We start from the raw sequence: 17,530 nt of genomic DNA, 5'->3' as shown, positions 1-17,530 counted from the left end.
GAAGATGAAAATTGACCGCTTGCTGGCAATGACGGTGCTGCTGTTGAATCGCGGGCGTGTCAGTGCCAAAGAATTGGCTGACCGTTTTGAAGTTTCGACAAAGACGATTTATCGGGATATGGAGACTTTGAATCAATCGGGCATACCGATTGTGGCTCATCAGGGCATCTCCGGCGGATTTGAAATCATGGAGCCTTACACCATGGCGCGGCAATTCTTAACGCTCAGTGAAATTGAAGCGATCGTCGCGGCGGTCAAAGGGATACATACCGCCGTAGATGACCGCGTGTTCGGCACGCTGCTGGATAAAGTAAAGGCGCTGCTCAGTCGAGTAGATCGGCTGCAAATGGAGCAGCAGGGAGCGGGCATTGTTTTCGATTTCAATCCGTGGGGGCAAGGACCTGCTGCGCGGGATAAAGTGAACAGCCTGAGACAGGCGATTGAGCATACAAGCAAAGTTAGCTTCAAATACTTGAACATGAACGGTACGGAGAGCGAGAGAGTCGTCGAGCCTGCCGCTTTAATTCTAAAAGGATATCTATGGTATTTGCAGGCTTATTGCACCCTTCGAAGCGAATTTCGAGTGTTTCGATTATCGCGTATACAGGAGCTGCGGGTGTTGGAGCAATCCTTTGTAAGGAAACAAGCCCCTTCGCTAGAGGGCTACGCCTGGGAGTCGGATTGGTCGAATGCCAACTTGCAAGAGATGACATTTCTGTTCCATTCGAGAGTTCGGCACCGCGTTGGAGATACCTTCGATCCGCAGCATGTTACCGTACAGGAGGATGGTTCTTTGCAGGTAAAAGGACCCTTCACCGAAGATGAATGGCTGTACGGCATGCTGCTGAGTTACGGTGAACATGTCAAAGTCGAAGAACCGATCCACGTAGCTGAAGAAATGGTGAATCGGGCACAAAAAATTATGGAGCGGTATAAGAAACTGGACAGATAGGTGTCCACTTTGTCCCTGTATACTAATGATAAATACAAGGAGATGAGGACGAAGCTATGCATACATATATAACGGAGCAACCAGCAATAACCTTAACAGGTGTTCATGTACGAACAACCAACGCAGAGGAAGCAGGTCCGAATCGGCGGCTGCCGCAGCTGTGGGAAACCTATTTTCAAAGCCAAATTACATCGCAAGCCCCGACTATCAATTCCCATCTGATCTATTCGCTTTATACAGATTATGAAAGTGATGCTACTGGCGCATACACCACTCTGATTGGACACGAAGTGGCCGGCGATACGCCGCAAGATGAGGGCAAGTTCCATACTGTTCAAGTACCAGCGAGCAAATTCATGGTATTTACGACAGAAAAGGGCCCTGTCTATGAAGTGGTCGCACAGGCGTGGGGAAACATTTGGGCATATTTCAAGGAATCAGAGGAAGTAAGGACATATACGGGGGACTACGAGCTGTATGATGCCAGAAATTCGGATCCTGCGCAGACGCAGATACAGATTTTTATTGCGATTAAGTAGGTCAAAAGGGCGCCTGATGCAGGCGCCCTTTTGACTATTGAAATTGCTGGCTGATTCGGCTGTTCAGACTCTCCCAGAAGGCAGAGATATTGTCTTTGGGGTTGCCGATCAAGCTTTCGCCTTTTTTGCCGGGATTGTAAATCACATCTTTGTTTTGATTGATAAGCGTCAGATAGTCCTGAACGAGCTTCCCTGACTTCGTTGCCGCGTGCTGTTTAACGAATTGCTCGTAGCTTTTCTTAACTTCCGGCAGCAGCTTCATGGTCGTTTCATCGATTGCATCGTAGCGATAGTTCTGTACATACTCTTTCATATAATCCTGATACAAAGTTGTTACTACTGGTTTATGAACACCTTTGGTGTATTTCGTTAGATAGCTTTCCGCAGCTATTATCCGTTCACCTAATTCTGTACGTGTAATTTTTAAACTGCCATCGCTGCTAAACCGTTGATTATCTTCTGTCGCTCGAAGGGAGAGATAATCTTGTGTTTCCACTGACAATAATTTGCTGTAGGTTTTCCGAAGCGCCTCGTAATCCACCCGCCAATAGAAGTCGCCCTGCTGCGAATCCAGCGCCAGCTTGCCTTCCTTCTGATGAAGCAGCCATTGCTTCAGTGTTTCATCCTTTTTGATGTTGTTAAAGTCCATGGGATAGCCTAGATCGTTAAGCTTCTCAGAAGTACCCGGCTGCGAGAGCATTTGCTTGAAATTAGCATTCAGGCTCGGTATATGTTGGTCATAAAATTGTTCTAATTCATGAAATAGCAGGTCGGCTGTTGCGGCATCCAGTTGGCCGATGTTCGTATCGACGAATGGAATAACCTCGCGGGCTTCCTTGGCTTTGCCTGCAGCGAGCTGGAATTGCTGGATGATCGTGTCTTTGCTGCTAACGGATGGCGTCGTTATTGCATTGGGTTTAGTTGTTGCGGTTGGCGAAGGTGATGCTAGGCTCGGCTGCTTAACGGTCAAGTCCCTATCCGGGCTTGTGCAGCCGGTCATGAGACCAATGGCGAGTACACTTAGCGTGATGATGCATCCTAAACGGTTCATAAGTTGTCCACTTCCTGTCTATTTTTTGAGGCGGTAAAAGGTGGTGAATCCTGCGGCCCATTCAGCGGCAGGGTGTTCGGCTACGAATAAGGAGTCTCCCGATGGGCTCCAGACGATGGGACTCTCGATGTTCGGCTGAATAGAGAGGGAGAGCGCACTCCCACTACGTGCATTCATGACATAGAGTCCGCTGCCGCCCTGTTCCAAGCTGAAGGTGGCGTAAGCAAGCTTGTCTCCGCTGGGAGACCAAGCTAACTGCCGAAGCAAGCGGCCCTTAGAAAGTGATTTTTCGTTAGTGCTGTCTAATGTATCAGCTATGATGAGCGATTCTTGATGGGGTGACGCCTGAATGGTGGCTGCCAACTTAAGACCATCCGGAGACACGGCGAAATCAACTACATGATTGCGTACCAACCTGACATCTGAGCCCTTCTTGTCGTACGATTTCAAGCGCTGGTTCACATCTAGGGTGAATAGCCGTTCAGCTGCAATTACAATCTTCTGGATATGCCTGGATTGGTCGCTAAGCTCAATAGGTGTAATTGTGCCGTCGATACCTATTAACGCCAAGCCAGCGTTTTCTCCAGCAATCGGCAGGATAAACGTCTGTGAATCGAACCATGCGCCAATCGCGGTCGGGTTCAGATAGGATATCCCCGAATCGCCAATGTGAATAGGGTGCGGATCTTTGTCTGGCTGTGTCAGGTCAGCTAGGAAAGCCTCGCCGAACCCTTGACCGAACGCATGCTTTCCGTCAGGGGCGATCGAGAGGGTAGATCCGGCTGGGAGCTTTGTATCCAGCGTAGGAGATGTTTTGATATGTCTTATCTGCATATGGGTAGGCAAGGTTTCCGCGGATGCTGTACATAACAGGGTTTCGTTGGTCAGCCAACCGGAACAAAAAGACGCGTCCAACCGGTCAATTCGATCTAAAACAATTGTGTCCGCAGGGGCCGATGACGGCTGTTCAATAACCGTGATTCTTCTACGGTTTGAATCATCACAACCGGTTGTGCAGGTCAGGAGGCTGACGATTCCCCCCAGAAGGGTCATTCGCTTCATACTTGCGAGCCAAGAAGACGTCAGATCGAACACCTCCTTTCTTTTTCCCATACGTGTAGTGTAAGCCATGATGATTTCCAGAGGATTTCAACTTGTTTCAAACTTGTAAACAATGACATCGCTTCTGCTGCAAAGTAGGCCGGCGATTTTTAGGCTAGGGGCAGGGTGACGACGAAGCAGGTACCGAATTTACCATTATCTCGCACTGTAATCGTGCCGTTTTGTTTGTCTACAAACTGTTTCACAAGTGCAAGACCAAGACCGCTTCCGCCTGACTGCCTCGCCCGGTCTCTATTTACCGTGTAAAAAGGCTCGAAGATCCGGCTGCGGAGCTCTAGGGGAATACCCACTCCCGTATCGCAGAATGCGATTTCTACGGCTTCGCCAACGATCCGGGTTGATATCGTTACAGAGCCTTTAGGCCGGTTATATTTCAATGCATTATCAAGGAGATTGACGAAAATATGAACCAAGCTCTCCCGGTCGGCCCAAACATTAGCTGGCTGGAGATCCGTAAGGAGAGTCAAGCCAAGTTTATCCGCTTTTCCTTTCATGCGCGTGCTGATGTCCGCCAGAAGAAACTTTAGATCTACCCGTTCCGGTTGATGGTTGAATTCGTACTTCTCCATGGCCGAGAGCCGCAATATATTTTCAAGCATATCGTGCAGCCGGTCAGATTCCTTGATGATGATTTCTGAAGAATCCTGGATAAGGGCTGGATCATCTTTATATAGGAAAAGCAGCTCTGCATAGGCTTTAATGGTTGTTAAAGGGGTCTTTAATTCGTGGCTGACGTTGCCGATGAACTGCTTTTGCTGCTGTTCAAGCAGCTGAAGGCGCTGCAAAGCAGAGAACATGTTCGCTTTCTCTTTGTGCAAGGCTTCCACGTTCAGGTGTATCGAAAGCCGCATCGCGTCAATCCCTTGGCTAAGCTCACCAAGCTCGTCGTACCTTTGAAGATCAGCGTTGTGCAGGAAATCCCCTTGGCGAATACGGTCTGTCGACAGCTTAAGCTTGGTAATCGCAGATGCCTGTCGATTCATGTAGAACAATCCGATGGCTAAACCGACGGCCAGAACGCTTAGACCTACGACAAGAAGCAAGATGACGATATGGCGATAAAAAGCGTGTTGAGCGCTGAGCGAGGTTTGGAAATGAATAACCCCGATGAGTTCATCGGGTCCCTGCAGGGGAGCGAAATAATCTAATGTATCTCCTTCGGTAACGTAAGCAATGTTGTTCCGAAGAGCAAGCTGCAAGGCATCCGCGGCATTGACGTCGGCGGCCATGGGCATGGAGTCACCTGACTTCAATCCATCATTATCATACAAGGTGACGCGGATGCCAGTCGTTGCACCTAGTTCCATGGCCAGATTCGGGCCCTGCAGCTGAATAAAGGTGCGAGAGTCTACCCGTGTACCTGTTACATATTGCTGAGTTATGCGAGCTGCGGCGGCTTCTGTTCGTTTGGCCATTTCTTGTTCCAATTGTTCTCGCTGGTAGCCGGAGACGCCTTTCAAAATAAAGCCGCTGAGCAGGCCGATCGTACAAATCAGCAAGGCGGCGATAAATAAGGAAAACTTCCCTTTCAAACTCATGCGCATCATGGCTGCCCCGATGAACGGTAGCCAATGCCATATACGGTCTGCAGCAACTGCTGCTGATCGTCTTTTAGCTTAGACCGAAGCCGCTGAATATGAATATCTACGGTGCGTGTACCGCCTGAGTAGTCAATTCCCCATACCTGCTGCAGCAGCTCATCGCGTGTAAATACATGCTTAGGATGAGCGAGCAGCAAGGCAAGCAGATCGAATTCCTTGGGGGTCAGCGTGAGGGATTCATCTCCTTGGGTTACGGAACGGTGGTTAAGCTGAAGGACCAACTCGCCGACGGATAGGAGGGATGCTTCTGGTCGTTCCCCGTTTTTTTCAAGCCTTCTACACAGGGCATGAATACGGGCGATCAACTCGCGAAGATCGAAGGGCTTCGTCATGTAATCGTCGGCTCCGAGCTCAAGTCCCAGCACTTTATCAACTATGTCGTCCTTGGCCGTTAGCAGTAGAATACCGATGTCAGAGCGAGGGGCTAGCTTGCGACAAACGTCAAAGCCGCTTAGCTTAGGCATCATGACATCCAGTACAAGCGCATGCGGCTGAAACAACTCGGCTTTGCGCAGCACCTCTTCGCCGTCAGCGGCGGTATCAACCGTAAACCCTTCGCGTGTCAGGGCATAAGCAATCGCTTTAGCGATGGATTGTTCGTCGTCAGCAACTAACACTTTGTAGTTCAATTTCGATTCCTCCGTTCTTATCTTCGGTATTTGGAAGGCCAAGAGGTGTAAGAGAGAGGTAAGAGATCAGGGAGGTATGTATATTGGAATGTTTGATTTAGGAGTAAGGAGAATACATAAGAATTCTACTTAATATGAAGCCGTTATACAAATAAGGGGAAAGGATTTGCGTTAGTAAATAAAAAAAGGGCCATATGGCCCCTTCCTTTGCGTAATAGGAATTCTTGCAGCTTCTGCGGAAAGTCAACTCCTAGTAGCCATCCGTACGCTGTCCCGACTGATCGGCAAGCGACGCGCCAGCTCTGGCGGAGTCGGAGCTGATGTGCTTGCCGTCAACTTGCGCCTGCGCCAAGCCTTCGGCAACGCGGCGGCCATAATCCGGATCGGCCATCGTGAAATGCTCAATCATTTTCTTCTGGATGATCGGATCGCTAATCTTCAACGCATCGACCAGATTGGCAATCAATTCGTCGCGTTCCCAATCTTCAAATTTCCGGTACGTATCTCCCGCTTGCTTGAAATCATTCGTACGGCTGATTTTCTCGCGAACCAGCTTGGCATTGTAGGCTGGCTGATGCTCCTTGCCGGAAGGAACCGCTTCTTGCAAGCCGCCAAGCGAGGACGGCTCGTAATTGACGTGCGGGTTCTGCCCCGGTGCGCGATCTACAACGAATGCCATCTGTCCGTCGCGCTGATTCGTAGCTACATGCGTTTTGGGCGCGTTGATCGGCAATTGCAGATAGTTCGTTCCTACACGGTGCCTTTGGGTATCGGAGTAGGAGAAGGTGCGTCCCTGCAGCAGCTTGTCATCCGAGAAGTCCAAGCCATCGACGAGCACGCCTGTGCCAAAAGCAGCCTGCTCCACTTCAGCGAAGTAATTCTCGGGATTTTGGTTCAGCACCATTTTCCCTACAGGCAAGAAAGGAAACTGTTCGTGGTCCCACAGCTTAGTCGGATCCAGCGGATCGAAGTCCAGCTCAGGATGCTCATCGTCACTGATGATTTGCACGCATAGCTCCCACTCGGGATAGTCGCCACCGGCAATAGCCTCATACAGGTCTTGTGTCGCGTGGCTCGTATTCTTCGCTTGGATTGCTTCCGCTTCTTGTTGTGTCAGGTTCTTAATCGCTTGACGGATAGGCTCCCAGTGATATTTGACCAGCACAGCTGCTCCTTCTTTGTTCACCCACTTGTAGGTGTTCACACCAGACCCCTGCATCTGCCGGTAATTCGCCGGGATGCCCCATGGGGAGAAGAGAAAGGTGATCATGTGCGTAGCTTCCGGGCTGTTGGAGACGAAGTCGAACATTCTCTCCGGGTTCTGCAAGTTCGTAACGGGATCTGGCTTAAAGGCGTGAACCATGTCAGGAAACTTCAGCGGATCGCGGATGAAGAAGATTTTCAAGTTATTTCCGACCAAATCCCAGTTCCCATCTTCCGTATAAAACTTGGTGGCGAAGCCTCGAGGGTCCCGCAGTGTTTCGGGAGAGTGGCCGCCATGAACAACGGTAGAGAAGCGGACAAAGACCGGCGTGCGTTTGCCCTGTTCCTGAAACAGCTTCGCTCGCGTATAGGTGGAAACAGGCTCATTGCCTACTTTCCCGTAAGCTTCGAAATAGCCGTGGGCTCCGGCGCCGCGGGCATGCACAACCCGTTCGGGAATTCGCTCCCGATCAAAATGCGATATTTTCTCGATATAATGATAATTTTCCAGTGTCGATGGACCGCTGCTGCCTATTGTTCGGATGTTTTGATTATCGGATATGGGGTGGCCTTGTCGATTAGTTAGGGTCATATCTTGGCTTTGTTCTTTGTCCATGGCGTACTATATTCATCCTTTCGCAATTAGCTTCTAGTACTTTTTGCCATTCAAGGACAAAATATGCAGAAATGAGAAAGACGCCATTCCTTTCGTCAGAAAGAAATAGCGTCTTCGCTCTCTAGCATTTTAGAAATCAAAATTGTCTGGATCTGGGCCAACCCTTTGATCTTGGTTTAACCCATCGATATGCGCCATATCTGTCTCGGTTAAAGCAAAATCAAACACGGAGGCATTTTCGATAATGCGATGTTCCTTAGTGGACTTGGGAATGGTGACGACACCGTTCTGCAGATCCCAACGAAGAATTACCTGAGCAACGGATTTGCCATGTTTGGCAGCAATTTCTTTCAACACCGCATTGTCCATCAGCTGGCCTTGCATCAAAGGGGACCACGCCTCGAATTGAATGCCTGTCTCCTTGCAGAACTGTAGCAGCGGCTTCTGGGATAAAAGCGGATGATATTCAACCTGGTTCACCATAGGCTTAATTTCAGCACCCTCGATAACGTCCTCCAAGTGATGAATTTGAAAATTGCTAACGCCGATCGCCTTCACTCGTCCTTCTTTATATAAGGTTTCCAGAGCTCTCCAAGCTTCTTTATATTTGCCTTTTACAGGCCAATGAATCAGATACAGATCAAGGTAATCCAGACCAAGCTTGCTGAGGCTAGTCTCATAAGCGGCAATCGTTGCTTCATACCCCAGATCGGCATTCCAAACTTTGGAAGTCACGAAGAGGTCCTCTCTGGACAGCTTTGTTTCCTCAAGCGCCTCACGAATACCTTGCCCTACGCTAGTCTCATTGTTATAAATAGCAGCCGTATCGATACTGCGGTAACCGTGACGAATAGCCGACTTGACCGCATTCACTAATTCAGCGCCTTCCTCTACTTTAAATACGCCAAGGCCGAACCATGGCATTTTAACCCCGTTGTGCAGTGCAGTAGTGTCTTGTAAATGTGTTGTCATCATAAAATCCTCCTTAGAATGTTATACGGTAGTTTTCTCTTTTTTCTCTAAAATACGCGCCCAGCCGGACAAAATAACGGCCAAGAGAACCATTAAAGCGCCCACCCATGCTGTATGAATAAGTCCAATGGAGTCTGTGACTATACCGCCAAGATAGGCTCCAATAGCGATACCTGCGTTAAATGCGGCGATGTTGAAGGCTGAAGCGACGTCTTTGGCTTTTGGTGCGAAGCGTTCAGCCAGCATCACGACATACACTTGTAAGCCGGGAACGTTCATAAAGGCAAGCAGTCCCATTAACAAAATGGTGATTAACCCAGCTACTTTGAACGGTGCTGTAAACGTTAAGACGAACAGCACGATAGCTTGCAGAGCAAACATGTAGAATAGAGCTTTGATTGGCTTGCGATTCGCCGCTTTCCCGCCAATGATATTGCCGATAGCAATGGCGATTCCGTAGACGAGAAGAATGACGGCAACGGTTTTTTCCTTGAATCCGGTTATGTCGTGAAGTAACGGGGATAAATAAGTAAAGACAACAAAGGTCCCCCCGTACCCAATGGCCGTAATGGAGAAAGCAAGCAGCAGGCGTCCGTTGGTGATTAATTTAAGCTGATCGCGAAATGGCGTTCTGACTCCTTTTTGCAAGTTGGACGGCACCAATATCATATTGGCGATAAGAGCGAGTATACCAATAGCTATGATTAAAATAAAAGCCATTCTCCACCCGAATTGTTGGCCGATCAAAGTTCCAAGAGGGACTCCAGTCACAGTAGCCACGGTAAGTCCAGAGAACATAATCGCAATCGCGCTGGCTCTGCGGTTCTCTGGCACAATATCCGCCGCGATGGTGGAACCAATCGACATGAATACGCCATGAGACAGCGAGGAAATGATCCGCGCCACCAGCAATAGGACGATCCCGTGAGAAGCGGCAGCAAGACTATTCCCTGCGATGAAAATGAGCATAATCCAGAACAGTAAAGTTTTGCGCGAGACCCGGGAAGTCATTGAGGTCAGAATCGGCGCGCCGAACATGACGCCCAGCGCATATAAAGTAACCGTGAGTCCTGCGGTTGTTACAGATATTTGTAAGTCATCAGCGATAAGAGGCAGCAGCCCCACACTAATGAACTCTGTTGTCCCAATGGCAAATGCGCTGATGGCTAACGCAAGGAGTGCTAGCGTGCTTCTTTTTTTGTCTAATAACATTCGCGTTACCCCCATTGTGTGGATTTACCGGCCGGCAAATGCTATTATGAACTATTCATACGTTCATGAACAGTACGCACTTTTTAGTGCTATAGGTACCAAAAAGTAATGTACTAGCGATAGTTCTTCATAGGGGAGGGAAAGTCATGACGAAAAAGAAATATAATATTTCCGTAGAAGCCACACTCGAAGTGATCGGCGGGAAATGGAAGTGTGTGATCCTCTGTCATTTGACGCACGGCAAAAGGCGTACCAGTGATTTGAAACGTATTATGCCCGGGATTACGCAAAAAATGTTAACCCAGCAGCTAAGAGAGCTAGAACAAGATGGGATTGTAAATCGGATTAGCTATAATCAAGTTCCGCCCAAAGTGGAATATGAGCTCAGCGAATACGGCGAAAGTCTGAAGTCCATTCTGGATTCCCTGTGCGCTTGGGGAGAAAGACATATTATCAAAGAATATGGGGATAAATTCGCTGTATTAGAAGAAAATGAACTGAATCCTAGAGATGCCGAGCTTGTAAGTATAGACTAATGAGTAGAGGCTGTCCCAAATCGTAGATGAATCTACTTGAGGGCAGCTTTCTTTATGCCTACTTCAGTCTGAGATTAGGGGGCCTGTGGCTTGATTTGCCTAAGCTACTGGGCAGTTTGCGTCAGAGTCAGGTTCGGTTTGTATTTTCGGGATAATTCCTGCAAATATGCATCCTTTTGGCCTTGGGAATAAGGAAAATGGTGAAAAGCCTGCGATTATGCATCCTTTTGAGAGCATTGATCGATTCCAGGGCGAAAAAGCTTAGAAAGCCTGCATAATCGCAGGCTTTCTGTTATTTTCACGCGATTTGATCGGAAAAGCCTGCACTAATGCAGGCATTTCATTAATCGACGGCGACGGACGAAGCCTAGGTGGTGGCACTTCCGCCACACATCGCTGCTTTTATCTGACGAAAAGGCTGATTGTCACAGCGTTTGACCGCTGTCCACGGTAATCATCTGTCCCGTCATTGCTTCCTGCTCCAAGGCTGCACAAATAAAAGCAGCGATGTCTTCAGGTGTGGAAATGCGCTGTAAGAGAAGGTTAGGGGCTAACTTCTTCATCTGTTCTTCCCGACCGGTCCACCATCTTGTCGAGACAGCCCCCGGTACCACGCAGTTGACGCGTATATCCGGTGCCAAAGCGCGGGCCAGCGACTTCGTCAAACCGTGAACAGCGGCTTTGGATACCGCATAGGGAAGCGACGAGCCAAGTCCCGTCTGACCTGCGATGCTGCCGAGATTCACGATCGCGCCTTGCTGGTTCTTTTTCATGAAAGGAGCAACAGCTCGCGCGCAGAAATACATCCCTTTTACATTCACATCAAAAAGTTCATCCCACACCTCCTCCGTTGCGGCATCCAGATCATCGAAGGGAATGTGCCGCGTGATACTGGCGTTATTCACAAGCAAGTCGATTGTCCCGAAGCGCTGGACGACGGAAGCGGACATCTCCCTAACCTGCGCGTCTTGCGAAACATCGGCTTGAATGGCCATTGCTTGGCCGCCTCGCTTGCTAATCATTTGGACAGTTTCTTCCGCCTCATCTTGAGAACGCGAATAGTTAACGGCTACCGCGACCCCTCGTTCTGCCAGTGCCAAGCAGGTTGCTCGGCCAATTCCTGTTCCTCCGCCTGTAACAAGGGCTGCCTTATTAGCCAAATGCATGATCAGTCATCTCCTCTGAGGTTTCGTATACAAATAATTGTATAAGGTTCATAGTAATTTGTATAATTGAATGAATTGATGATCATGTTCAAAATAATTGAATGAAGAGATGGGGATCGAATGGATTTTAAAACATTAAAAACGTTCCAGACCATTGTGAAATACGGCAGTTTTATCCGCGCGGCGGAGGAAATGAATTATGTGCAATCGACAGTGACCATGCAAATGCAAAAGTTGGAAGCTGAATTAGGTATTCTGCTGATTGAGCGCGGCAAAAAATTCCGCCTTACCGAAGCGGGTCGGCTGTTCCATGAACAAAGCCTGCAAATCGTTAAGCATATGGATCAATTGCAAACCCATTTATCCGATTTGCAAATGGGCGATGCCGGAGATATTCGCTTAGGGGTGACGGAGCCTACGGCGAGCTATCGCTTGCCTGCTATTCTGGGCAGCTTTCTGTCCGAGCATCCGAAGATTCGGATCTCAGTGGAGTTTGGCAATACCCCCACACTAGCTGAGCGGCTGTATAGAGGAGACATTGATCTTGCTCTTTGTTCTGCACCTGATTGGAGCTCGGAGCTCTATTTTGAGCCGTTATTTAAAGAATCATTTGTGGTCTTGATGCCCGAAAACCATGAGCTTTCGCAACAACCGTTCATCACACCGGAGCATCTTCGAGGGCATCGACTGCTGATAACGGCCGCAACCTGTCCTTACCGCAGAAAGCTGGAGAGGGTGCTGCAGGAAACAGGAAGCTATCCATTAGATACAATGGAAATTGGCAGCATGACAGCTTTGCAATTTTATGTAGAGAGCGGACTCGGTATTGCACTTGTACCAGAAATTACACTGAAGCCAGTTCCCGCGGGAACGACGGTTCGGACATTGAGCGGCGATCTGATTGATATGACCTTCGGCATACTCTCCCAGCCGTCGGAATATCCGCTATCGCAGGCATCGTTGAAGCTGTATCAAGCCCTAAAAAAAGAGCTTACGACCGGTTAACACTCACACAGTCCTCTATAAAACTGTTAAATTTATCAATTTTATTTTGAGTACATATGCTATAATAATAGACAAATAATAACATTTTTCGACGAGGAATCGAGAACTACAGGAGGGGAATTGTGAGAATAGCAAAATGGTTGTTTTTTAGTTTGACGATATTCGTGGTAATGACTGTTTTTCCCTGGAATGCTCAGGCGAACGGTGATTCCAATGCAGATTTGAGTAGTATTTATCAAGAAGCGGGGGCTTTGTCACCAAATTTTTCGCCTTCCGTAACGGAGTATACAGTAAGAATGAGCAGTTCTGTTTCAGGATATTATACGGCTGCAATACCTTCGAACCCGAGTGCAACGATGGAATACTCCATGAATAGTGAAAGTAATTGGGTAACGATCCCTTATAATGTTTCAACAGGGTTTCTTCAGACGAATCGCGGGAATAATACATTTCAAATTAAAGTAACGGCAACAGATTTAACAACGACCAAAACGTATAAGATCCATGTTTATTATCCGCAAGTGAATGATGCTAGTTTGGCAGACTTATATGTGAATGGAACAACCATAAGCCCGGCCTTTCAAGCGGATAAGTATACGTATTCAGCAAGCGTACCTTACACAACGAGCAGTATCTCACTGACAGGTGTGCTCAATGATCCGGCAGCCACCTTCAAGATTAACGGAAATGCTGCAAGTACTGGTATGCCATCTGGCCAAATCCCTTTGAACTTGGGAGCCAATGTGATTACGGTTCAAACCAAATCTAGTAATTTGGCTGTAGAGATGACGTATACGATTACAGTAAATCGTCAACTGAATACGGAGGCTGGATTAAAAAGTCTGGAGATATCCCCAGGCAGCCTTGAGCCATTCTTCTCGAGCGATAAACTGAACTATACGATGGCTGATGTAGACAACGCGACATCCGCTTTAAGAGTGACGCCAATGTTATTAGATACAGCGGCAGGAGCCAGTGTCCGAATAAATGTTAATAATGGCGAGTATATGCCGCCGCTATCAAGTGGTGAAGGGACAGATATCCCGCTGCAAGTCGGAGTTAATGTGATTAAGGTAGAAGTCACAGCCGAGGAAGCCAGTATTAAGAAGACGTATACGATTACAGTAAATCGTCAAGCGAATAAGGAAGCCGGCTTAAAAAGTCTGGAGGTATCCCCAGGCAGCCTTGAACAGCACTTCTCCAGCGATAATCTGAACTATACGATGGCTGATGTAGGCAACGCGACATCCTCCTTAAGAGTGACGCCAACGTTATTAGATACAGCAGCAGGAGCCAGTGTCCGAATAAATGTTAATAATGGCGAGTATATGTCGTCGCTATCAAGTGGTGAAGGGACAGATATCCCGCTGCAAGTCGGAGTTAATTTGATTAAGGTAGAAGTCACAGCCGAGGAAGCCAGTATTAAGAAGACGTATACGATTACAGTAAATCGTCAAGCGAACAAGGAAGCCGGCTTACAAAGTCTGGCCGTATCCCCAGGCAGCCTTGAACAGCACTTCTCCAGCGATAATCTGAACTATACGATGGCTGATCTAGGCAACGCGACATCCTCCTTAAGAGTGACGCCAATGTTATTAGATACAGCGGCAGGAGCCAGTGTCCGAATAAATGTTAATAATGGCGAGTATATGCCGCTATCAAGTGGTGAAGGGACAGATATCCCGCTGCAAGTCGGAGTTAATTTGATTAAGGTAGAAGTCAAGGCCGAGGAAGCCAGTATTAAGAAGACGTATACGATCATCGTGGTTCGCAAACCCAACAGTGATCCGACTACTTTGGAGCTACTGCAAATTAAGATGATAGGTGCGCAAGCTACACTTAACTTCTCAGAGCCATTACTGCAATCCGTCACGGATGTGACGTACTACACAGTCTACAATACAACGACCCAAACCCCGCTGACTGTTACGGGGATCGTCTACAGCGCTGGCTCCTCTCAGGTGATTTTATCCTTCAGCCAGTTGCCTAGGCCAACGGATAAGCTGGAATTCAAGATACAAGCAGGCGCGGTGACAAGTATAGGGGGAAAAAGTAATGTGGCTGCAACTCAGACCATCGACTACGGCACACCCCTAGAGCAAATGGAATATCGACTGCATCTATTGGATACGGACGGAAATGGTATTCACATCAACGAAATTGTAGCGTACATGAACGCTCCCTACGGAAATAGTGATCTTAACGGAGACGGTCAGTTCAACCAAGACGATGTGCAAATTCTGCTGAATCAGATTGCGCCGATGTTCATTCACGGCCAATAGAACGAAAAAAGACCGGAAGGCAAATGCCTAAACTGGTCTTTTTTCACATTGATAGAAAAGGGGATGAAGTGAAGAACTGGTTTCATTGGATTAATTCCAATGAAAGCTAGTTTGAAGAGCTTGAAGGACGGTTTCATTGGAAAAACTCCAATGGATAATCCAAAAGCAGCATTTTGAGGTTTGAATGGACATTTCTATTGGATTATTTCCAATGAAAGCTTGCTCTCTGCTTTTTGAAGGAAGATTCATTGGAGAAATTCCAATGAGAAGAACAACTACCGCTTCCCGAGAGGTCCAGAAGAAGCTGGCGATCATCTACAGCGGGCCTTGCTTCGCAGACCACACAGCGGAGCAAGTTATCTTGCTGCTCCACCTCGCTGCTCCAATTGCAGCGGGATCAGGTTATGACCTTCTGCTTCTCCAATATATTGATGTCCTGGGAAGTAAGATGCGACTCGCCGCGGAGCGACTAAGGAGGAAGCATTCAAGAACTCTCCCTATAGGGAGAGCCAGCCCCCCCATATGAACTGCAAAAAGGCGCCCATTCGGACGCCTTTTCCAGTCTGTGAAGCCTTTTAAGAGGTTTGTTGATCTAAGCTAAGCCCTCTAGAAAGGGCTCACTCACTCACTCACTTACTTTTTCAACAGCAGATACATAAAGTATGGGGCTCCAATCAGGGCAACCATAATCCCCGCGGGAATGCCGTCAGGTCCAATAATATTGCGGCCAATCGTATCTGCCAGCAGGAGCAGCCAGCCGCCAATCAGGATAGCGAGCGGAATGAATAATTGGTTTCTCGGTCCCACGAAAGCTTTGGCAATGTGGGGGGCCATCAAGCCAATAAAGCTGATGCCGCCTGTGACGGAAACCGCGGAAGCGGCAAGGGCGACTGCGGTCAAAAGCAGCACAATGCGCTCTTTTTCGACGGATACGCCAACGCCGACAGCTACAGGTTCGTTCAGCCCGAGCAGGTTCAAACGATTCGCTTTATACAGCGTAAAAGGAATCAAAATAATCAGCCATGGGAGCAGCGCCCATACAAATGGCCAGTCAGCTCCCCAAATATTCCCTGCCAGCCATTTGGCGATAAAATCCACTTTGGAGCGCTCGGCCGAGGAGATTACGACAATCATAATGCCTGATAGCGCCAAGGAAAAGCCAACCCCGATAAGGACCAACCGAACGGGCTGAAGACCTGTTTTTCGGCTATAGGATAGCACGTAAATGCATGCTGCCGTAAGGACAGCGCCAATGAATGCGACTAGCGGAAGCAGGTAGACAAAGGTGCCTGCTTTGATTGGAAAATAAAGAAAGAATACGGCAACGGCAACACCAGCACCCGCATTGATGCCAATAATGCCGGGATCTGCCAAGTCATTGCGGGTAATGCCTTGCAAGATTGAGCCCGATAAGGCAAGGGCCATGCCGGACAGCAAGGTTATCGCAATACGCGGCAAGCGGATCGAGAAGAGGACGAACTCCTCTTTGAACGTTCCATGACCAAGCAGGGTTGGAATTAATCGGTTATACGATAGCGAAGAGTAGCCCATCCCCATACCGATAATGATGGTGAGAATAATAAACACGAAGCCCCCAAGAATGAGCAGCCTTTGCTTTCTAAGAACAGCCGGATGTATCATGGCAATGCTTTGCCCCCTCTACGTACGATAAACAGGAAGAAAGGCAGCCCCAGCATGGCCACAATCGCGGCCACAGGTGTTTCATAAGGAGCGTGGATTGTGCGTCCAAGCGTATCCGCCAGGAGCATGAAGGCAGCGCCCAGAATCGCTGACATCGGAATAATGAAACGATAGTCGGTGCCAACGATCGCCCGAACAATGTGAGGGATCATCAAGCCTATGAAGGCCATGTTTCCAACCAAGGCAACGGAGGCGCCAGCAAGTAAAATGATCACGATAAAAAGCGTGGCTTTGATTTGAACGGTCTTCTGCCCAAGGCCCAAGGCCACTTCCTCGCTTAAGCTGAGTACAGTCAGCTGTCTGGACAAAAAAAGGGCAATCAGTGTCCCGACGATGATAAAAGGCACAATAATTTGCAATTGCCCCCACGAAGTACCCACGAGTCCGCCTGCCGTCCACATGGACACTTCTTTGGAGATTTTGAAGGAAAGACCGATTCCTTCGGCCACCGCGTATAAGAATGCGGATACCGCAGCCCCCGCTAATACGATGCGAAGAGGCGAGAAGCCGCCTTTTTTCATAGCGCCTATCCCAAAAACCATCACAGCACCTATCGCCGCTCCAATGAAACAAACAATCATAATACCAAAGTAATTGGTAGATGGCATAAAGGCTATGGTGAAAGCCAGCGCCGCATTGGCACCGGCAGTTAGCCCAAGCAAGCCAGGGTCAGCAAGGGGATTTCGGGTAATGCCCTGCATGATGGCGCCGGAGACAGCCAAAGCCGCTCCAACGAAGATCGCTGCGACTTCACGGGGCAATCGCAGTTCGCGAATGATCGTAAGCGTATCTCCGCTCAAGTTAGTGGCTAGAGCCTGCCAGACGTCCTTGACGGTCGTATCGGCTGCTCCGAATACCATGGCTACAAGAAAACAGCCCACGAATGCGACTATACTGACAATGAGTTTAAAGACAAATGAAATGGAATGGTTCATTCAAGAAC

At 48.4% G+C, this 17,530-nt stretch carries 15 protein-coding genes and 1 pseudogene; 6 read left to right on the top strand and 10 right to left on the bottom strand.

Features of this window, described 5'->3' with window-relative positions; all coding sequences use genetic code 11:
• Positions 1-4: 4 nt before the first annotated feature.
• Both BC351_RS23765 and BC351_RS23760 read left to right on the top strand, forming a co-directional pair.
• Positions 5-952 (top strand): helix-turn-helix transcriptional regulator, encoded by a 948-nt coding sequence (locus BC351_RS23765; RefSeq protein ID WP_079415591.1) that lies wholly within the window; start codon positions 5-7, stop codon positions 950-952.
• A gap of 56 nt (positions 953-1,008) precedes the next feature.
• Positions 1,009-1,491, top strand: a complete 483-nt coding sequence (locus BC351_RS23760) for a GyrI-like domain-containing protein (RefSeq protein ID WP_079415589.1) — start codon at positions 1,009-1,011, stop codon at positions 1,489-1,491.
• 34 nt (positions 1,492-1,525) lie between these two features.
• Here BC351_RS23760 and BC351_RS23755 read toward each other — a convergent pair whose 3' ends face one another.
• The 7 genes and pseudogenes from BC351_RS23755 to BC351_RS23725 form a co-directional block, all read right to left on the bottom strand.
• Complete coding sequence (locus tag BC351_RS23755) at positions 1,526-2,542, bottom strand: hypothetical protein (RefSeq protein WP_079415587.1); 1,017 nt, start codon at positions 2,540-2,542, stop codon at positions 1,526-1,528.
• A gap of 18 nt (positions 2,543-2,560) precedes the next feature.
• A complete protein-coding gene (locus BC351_RS23750; protein ID WP_144028506.1) occupies positions 2,561-3,637 on the bottom strand; it encodes a TolB family protein in 1,077 nt (358 codons plus the stop codon).
• 116 nt (positions 3,638-3,753) lie between these two features.
• Positions 3,754-5,202 (bottom strand): sensor histidine kinase, encoded by a 1,449-nt coding sequence (locus tag BC351_RS23745; protein WP_158082207.1) that lies wholly within the window; start codon positions 5,200-5,202, stop codon positions 3,754-3,756.
• A 5-nt stretch (positions 5,203-5,207) separates the two neighbouring features.
• Entirely contained in the window at positions 5,208-5,894 is a 687-nt protein-coding gene (locus tag BC351_RS23740) for a response regulator transcription factor (protein ID WP_079415581.1), read from the bottom strand.
• Between the two features lie 250 nt (positions 5,895-6,144).
• A pseudogene (locus BC351_RS23735) lies at positions 6,145-7,707 on the bottom strand (catalase); the annotation flags it as partial.
• 135 nt (positions 7,708-7,842) lie between these two features.
• Positions 7,843-8,685: an aldo/keto reductase gene (locus BC351_RS23730; RefSeq protein ID WP_079415577.1), complete on the bottom strand. Its 843-nt coding sequence runs from the start codon at positions 8,683-8,685 to the stop codon at positions 7,843-7,845.
• 21 nt (positions 8,686-8,706) lie between these two features.
• On the bottom strand, positions 8,707-9,897 hold the full coding sequence (locus BC351_RS23725; protein ID WP_079415575.1) for an MFS transporter: 1,191 nt from the start codon (positions 9,895-9,897) through the stop codon (positions 8,707-8,709).
• Between the two features lie 146 nt (positions 9,898-10,043).
• On the opposite strand from BC351_RS23725, the gene BC351_RS23720 reads away from it, so the two are divergent.
• The gene (locus BC351_RS23720; protein ID WP_079415573.1) at positions 10,044-10,433 is read left to right on the top strand and encodes a winged helix-turn-helix transcriptional regulator; all 390 of its coding nucleotides are present in this window, start codon (positions 10,044-10,046) and stop codon (positions 10,431-10,433) included.
• A gap of 425 nt (positions 10,434-10,858) precedes the next feature.
• Here BC351_RS23720 and BC351_RS23715 read toward each other — a convergent pair whose 3' ends face one another.
• Entirely contained in the window at positions 10,859-11,599 is a 741-nt protein-coding gene (locus BC351_RS23715; RefSeq protein ID WP_079415571.1) for an SDR family NAD(P)-dependent oxidoreductase, read from the bottom strand.
• A 120-nt stretch (positions 11,600-11,719) separates the two neighbouring features.
• On the opposite strand from BC351_RS23715, the gene BC351_RS23710 reads away from it, so the two are divergent.
• From BC351_RS23710 to BC351_RS23700, 3 genes are all read left to right on the top strand, one after another.
• Positions 11,720-12,604, top strand: coding sequence for a LysR family transcriptional regulator (locus BC351_RS23710; protein ID WP_079415569.1), 885 nt, complete (start codon positions 11,720-11,722; stop codon positions 12,602-12,604).
• A 122-nt stretch (positions 12,605-12,726) separates the two neighbouring features.
• The gene (locus tag BC351_RS23705) at positions 12,727-14,886 is read left to right on the top strand and encodes a cadherin-like beta sandwich domain-containing protein (RefSeq protein WP_079415567.1); all 2,160 of its coding nucleotides are present in this window, start codon (positions 12,727-12,729) and stop codon (positions 14,884-14,886) included.
• 262 nt (positions 14,887-15,148) lie between these two features.
• Complete coding sequence (locus BC351_RS23700) at positions 15,149-15,412, top strand: hypothetical protein (RefSeq protein WP_144028504.1); 264 nt, start codon at positions 15,149-15,151, stop codon at positions 15,410-15,412.
• Positions 15,413-15,519: 107 nt separating this feature from the next.
• Here BC351_RS23700 and BC351_RS23695 read toward each other — a convergent pair whose 3' ends face one another.
• Both BC351_RS23695 and BC351_RS23690 read right to left on the bottom strand, forming a co-directional pair.
• Positions 15,520-16,527, bottom strand: a complete 1,008-nt coding sequence (locus BC351_RS23695; protein WP_079415563.1) for a FecCD family ABC transporter permease — start codon at positions 16,525-16,527, stop codon at positions 15,520-15,522.
• A complete protein-coding gene (locus tag BC351_RS23690; RefSeq protein ID WP_079415561.1) occupies positions 16,524-17,522 on the bottom strand; it encodes a FecCD family ABC transporter permease in 999 nt (332 codons plus the stop codon). The genes BC351_RS23695 and BC351_RS23690 overlap by 4 nt, the downstream gene beginning before the upstream one ends.
• Between the last annotated feature and the right edge of the window lie 8 nt (positions 17,523-17,530).

This window comes from Paenibacillus ferrarius (assembly GCF_002027705.1).
Classification (GTDB): Bacteria; Bacillota; Bacilli; order Paenibacillales; family NBRC-103111; genus Paenibacillus_E; species Paenibacillus_E ferrarius.
This window is presented reverse-complemented; position numbering and strand designations above follow the sequence as displayed.

What these genes read in the sequence shown, in the direction of transcription:
- BC351_RS23725 (WP_079415575.1), bottom strand. Translation starts at nt 9,897, where the DNA reads ATGTTATTAGACAAAAAAAGAAGCACGCTAGCACTCCTTGCGTTAGCC.
- BC351_RS23695 (WP_079415563.1), bottom strand. Translation starts at nt 16,527, where the DNA reads ATGATACATCCGGCTGTTCTTAGAAAGCAAAGGCTGCTCATTCTTGGG.
- BC351_RS23760 (WP_079415589.1), top strand. Translation starts at nt 1,009, where the DNA reads ATGCATACATATATAACGGAGCAACCAGCAATAACCTTAACAGGTGTT.
- BC351_RS23720 (WP_079415573.1), top strand. Translation starts at nt 10,044, where the DNA reads ATGACGAAAAAGAAATATAATATTTCCGTAGAAGCCACACTCGAAGTG.
- BC351_RS23710 (WP_079415569.1), top strand. Translation starts at nt 11,720, where the DNA reads ATGGATTTTAAAACATTAAAAACGTTCCAGACCATTGTGAAATACGGC.
- BC351_RS23745 (WP_158082207.1), bottom strand. Translation starts at nt 5,202, where the DNA reads ATGAGTTTGAAAGGGAAGTTTTCCTTATTTATCGCCGCCTTGCTGATT.
- BC351_RS23700 (WP_144028504.1), top strand. Translation starts at nt 15,149, where the DNA reads ATGAGAAGAACAACTACCGCTTCCCGAGAGGTCCAGAAGAAGCTGGCG.
- BC351_RS23690 (WP_079415561.1), bottom strand. Translation starts at nt 17,522, where the DNA reads ATGAACCATTCCATTTCATTTGTCTTTAAACTCATTGTCAGTATAGTC.
- BC351_RS23755 (WP_079415587.1), bottom strand. Translation starts at nt 2,542, where the DNA reads ATGAACCGTTTAGGATGCATCATCACGCTAAGTGTACTCGCCATTGGT.
- BC351_RS23765 (WP_079415591.1), top strand. Translation starts at nt 5, where the DNA reads ATGAAAATTGACCGCTTGCTGGCAATGACGGTGCTGCTGTTGAATCGC.
- BC351_RS23730 (WP_079415577.1), bottom strand. Translation starts at nt 8,685, where the DNA reads ATGACAACACATTTACAAGACACTACTGCACTGCACAACGGGGTTAAA.
- BC351_RS23715 (WP_079415571.1), bottom strand. Translation starts at nt 11,599, where the DNA reads ATGCATTTGGCTAATAAGGCAGCCCTTGTTACAGGCGGAGGAACAGGA.